Annotated in this window: 4 protein-coding genes and 1 pseudogene; 2 read left to right on the top strand and 3 right to left on the bottom strand. The window is 67.9% G+C overall.

Annotated features, from left to right (window positions below; translation table 11 throughout):
• Both ACT4N8_RS03585 and ACT4N8_RS03590 read left to right on the top strand, forming a co-directional pair.
• A pseudogene (locus ACT4N8_RS03585) lies at positions 1 to 531 on the top strand (translational GTPase TypA); the annotation flags it as partial.
• A gap of 231 nt (positions 532 to 762) precedes the next feature.
• A complete protein-coding gene (locus ACT4N8_RS03590; protein ID WP_444856765.1) occupies positions 763 to 1284 on the top strand; it encodes an SEC-C metal-binding domain-containing protein in 522 nt (173 codons plus the stop codon).
• 221 nt (positions 1285 to 1505) lie between these two features.
• On the opposite strand, the gene ACT4N8_RS03595 is transcribed toward ACT4N8_RS03590, so the two are convergent.
• The 3 genes from ACT4N8_RS03595 to ACT4N8_RS03605 form a co-directional block, all read right to left on the bottom strand.
• The gene (locus tag ACT4N8_RS03595) at positions 1506 to 1883 is read right to left on the bottom strand and encodes a hypothetical protein (protein WP_444856766.1); all 378 of its coding nucleotides are present in this window, start codon (positions 1881 to 1883) and stop codon (positions 1506 to 1508) included.
• Between the two features lie 61 nt (positions 1884 to 1944).
• Entirely contained in the window at positions 1945 to 2520 is a 576-nt protein-coding gene (locus ACT4N8_RS03600) for a hypothetical protein (RefSeq protein WP_444856767.1), read from the bottom strand.
• Between the two features lie 76 nt (positions 2521 to 2596).
• Positions 2597 to 3268 carry a hypothetical protein gene (locus ACT4N8_RS03605; protein WP_444856768.1) on the bottom strand — a complete coding sequence of 224 codons (672 nt, stop codon included), beginning with the start codon at positions 3266 to 3268 and terminating at the stop codon, positions 2597 to 2599.
• Positions 3269 to 3317 lie beyond the last annotated feature (49 nt).

Raw genomic sequence — 3317 nt, forward strand, 5'->3', positions numbered from 1 at the left:
TCGGGCGGCGGCAAGACCCGGCTGACCTTCTCGGCGCCCAGCCGCGGCCTGATCGGCGATCACGGCGAGTGCCTCTCCGACACGCGCGGCACCGGCAGCATGAACCGCCTGTGCGAGCGTTCCGGGCCGTACGAGGGCCCGAGCCAGGGCCGCCGGACCGGCGGTCGGATCTCGATGGGCAATGGCGAGGCGGTCGCTTATGCGCTCAACATGCTGGAGGAGCGCGGCATCCTCTTTATCGCGCCGGGCGAGAAGCTCTACGAAGGCATGGTGATCGGCGAGAACGCCAAGCCCCAGGACCTCGAGGTCAACCCGCTCAAGTCCAAGCAGCTCACCAATTTCCGCGCCAGCGGCGGCAAGGACGAAAGCATCCGCCTCACCCCGCCCAAGCGGATGACGCTCGAACAGGCGATCGCCTACATCCAGGACGACGAACTGGTCGAGGTGACGCCGAAGGTGGTGCGGATAAGGAAGAGATTCCTCGATCCGCACGAAAGAAAGCGCCAGTCGCGCAAAGCCGAGGCCGCTTAGTTCCTCCCCTGCATTTGCAGGGGAGGGGGACCGCCCGAAGGGTGGTGGAGGGGCCCGGCGTGCAACGCCGCCGGACTTAGCGCGAGAGACGGCGCAGGCCGGCCAGCCAGCCACCTGAGCGAAGTCGAAGGGGGACAGGACTGACGTCACGGGACAATGGTCTCGTGACGGCCCATTGGAGGTCACATAGGAGGTTTGATGCTGGCGAGAAACGGCCGTAGCTGATGGCTCATGGTCACTTCCCCACCTCGCCGACTCGTTTCACCCCGCCGCAATGATCCATGCCTGTGCGGATCGGGCAGACTCTTCCGCGAGTGCTGTCGCGACCATCTGCCTGGACACAAGATGGGCGAGGCGTGGCGCGACCCGGCACGTCGAAAGCAATGGCCGAAAGTGCTGCGCGCACTGCGTGCCGATCTAACACAATATACGATCTATCACCGGACCAACACCGTGCCGCTAAGGGGAGCGATATCGAACACAACTGTTATGTTCGATCTTCGAACTGACACCGGACATGCTCAAAATCTCAGGTCCGTAGTACTCGCTTTCGACACCGTTGCTGGAGAGTTGCAGGCCGTCACGGGAGTGAATCCCGTGACGTCAGTCCTGTCGCCCTTCGCTTCGCTCAGGCCGCAGGCTGGCCGGCTCTTGCGCTCTCTTCGCGCTGCTCCGGCGGCGGCTTCGCCGCCGGCGTCGCTGCGCTCGGGCACAAAGCGCGAACAAACCATTTTCCTACAGCCCCCTCCTTAAGGCATAAGCTGGCCGGTTGACCCCGACTCGCGAAAGGGCGCTCGTTGCACGTCCTCATCCATCCCATCCCGACCGCGCCGCGCGCCCCGCTACGGACGTGCGCTCGCCAAGGCGCGACGAAGCCTGCCCTGGACTTGATCCGGTGGGACCATTCGCTTCCGCCTACCCGAACTTTTCTGCCCTTAGGATGCTGGAACTTTGTCACCTTCCGCGCTCCGGCCTCACGGCGCCCGCGCCCCACGCAGCGCCGCGGCGAAGGCGGCGGTGAAGGCGAGGTGGACGATGAGGAAGTATTGGGCGAGGTCGCGCGCCCCGCCGCTGGCGACGCCGTGCACGTCGTTGGCGGCGACCGCGCCGAAGCCGATCAGGTTCGCGATCAGGATCGCGCGCAACGCCGGCGAGGCCGCCTCGCCGCGCGCCAGCCAGTTCAGCGCCGCGATGCCGAGGAACGGCCCGCCGAGCAGCCGCAGCAGCGCGACCAGCTCCGGCCCCGCGTCGGCCGGCACCGCGCCCACCCCGAAGCGCAGCGGAACCGCCATCAGACCGATCCCGACCGCGGCGAGATAGAGCGCGGAGAGGATCAATATCGCCTTGTGCATATTCATTCCTCCTTGCGAGCGGATACGCCCCGCCTTCGCGCCGGTTCCCGCCGCCGCTCGCTCAGCCCGCGCCCGGAGCGAGCCGGGCGAAGAGCAACGCGACATAGGCCGCGAACAGCAAGGCCATCGCCCCGCTCAGCGTCTCGTGCACGCGCGGCCGGCGGATCAAGGCGGCGGCCGCGGCCATTGCCAGGAAGAGGAGATGGAAGGCGAGATTGGCCGGAGGCGGCGCGCCCCCCTCCAGCATATATTCGCGGAACAGGCTCCACAGGATGGTCGTGGCGCCGATCCCGAAAAAGGCGGGCGCCTCGCGGTAATAATGGTCGCGCAAGTCGATCGGCTCGTCGGGCGGGATATCCGGCAGCACGATCGCGGTCATCATGTAGATCAGGGCGGTCTGGACGAGGATGGTCGCGAAGATCGCGAACGACCATTCGGTCCGCCCGGCGAGGTGGAAGCTCGCCCACCAATGCTGCGCCACCATCGCCAGCAGCAGCACCGACCAGACCAGAGGCGGCGCGTAGAACTTCACCCGGCGGCGCGAGAGGATCAGCGCGCGATAGCCGAGCAGCACCTGTTGGATGCCGAGGCCGAGGATGATCGAGGTCAGGACCGAGAGATAGGAGAAGGGATCCATGGCGGCCTCTTGGCTCCAATTTCAGGGTTCGCCGGCGTCGGGGCAGCGTGCCTGCGGTGGCGGTGGCGCCGGGCGCTCACCCGGCCGGGGCGGCGACCCCGCCCGCCGCGGCGCGCCGCGCCGCCGGCGCGAAGGCGAAATAGATCAGCGGCACGAGCAGGAACGATCCGAAGACGATCGCCGGGATCGGCAGCCCGAGCTCGTCCGCGAAGGTGATCGTCGGTGCGCGGACGGTCTCGCTCACCGCCAGCGCCATGCGCAGCGCGTGGCGGCGCACCCGGTCGAGCCGCGCGACCTCGCGCGCGCGCAGGTAGCGCAGGTCGAGCGCGGCGAAATAAGCGAGGATGACGAAGAAAGCGGCGGGCGCGACGATCAGCGGCGTGCCTGCGAGATGGAGTCGGACCGCGGTCGCGCCGATGCCGAGCATGACCAGGCAGAGCAAAGCGAACAGCGCCCACTCGCCCGTCCGCGCGCCGCGCCAGCGCGGGTGGAGCGCGAGGATCGCGGTGCCGAGCGCATAGAGCGCGATCGTCGCCTCGATCATCGCCAGCGGCAGCGGCCGCGCGATCATGAACAGCCACGCCGTGACCGCCGCGATCAGCATCCCGGCGGCGAACACCCATCCTGCGCGCCGGTGAAGCCGCCCGCCCTTGCGCGCCGAAAGCGCGACGACCGCCGCCCCCGCCGCCCCGAATCCGAGCGCCAGGTGAAGGACGTGAGTGAGCAGGTCGAACGGCTCCCAGAGCATGGCATTCCCCAATGTCATCTACTCTGCAGGCAGGGGGAACAGTTTTCAA

This window comes from Sphingosinicella sp., assembly GCF_052387495.1.
Classification (GTDB): domain Bacteria; phylum Pseudomonadota; class Alphaproteobacteria; order Sphingomonadales; family Sphingomonadaceae; genus Allosphingosinicella.

Coding starts and splice junctions, on each gene's coding strand:
- ACT4N8_RS03595 (WP_444856766.1), bottom strand. CDS start 1,883: ATGCACAAGGCGATATTGATCCTCTCCGCGCTCTATCTCGCCGCGGTC.
- ACT4N8_RS03600 (WP_444856767.1), bottom strand. CDS start 2,520: ATGGATCCCTTCTCCTATCTCTCGGTCCTGACCTCGATCATCCTCGGC.
- ACT4N8_RS03605 (WP_444856768.1), bottom strand. CDS start 3,268: ATGCTCTGGGAGCCGTTCGACCTGCTCACTCACGTCCTTCACCTGGCG.
- ACT4N8_RS03590 (WP_444856765.1), top strand. CDS start 763: ATGGTCACTTCCCCACCTCGCCGACTCGTTTCACCCCGCCGCAATGAT.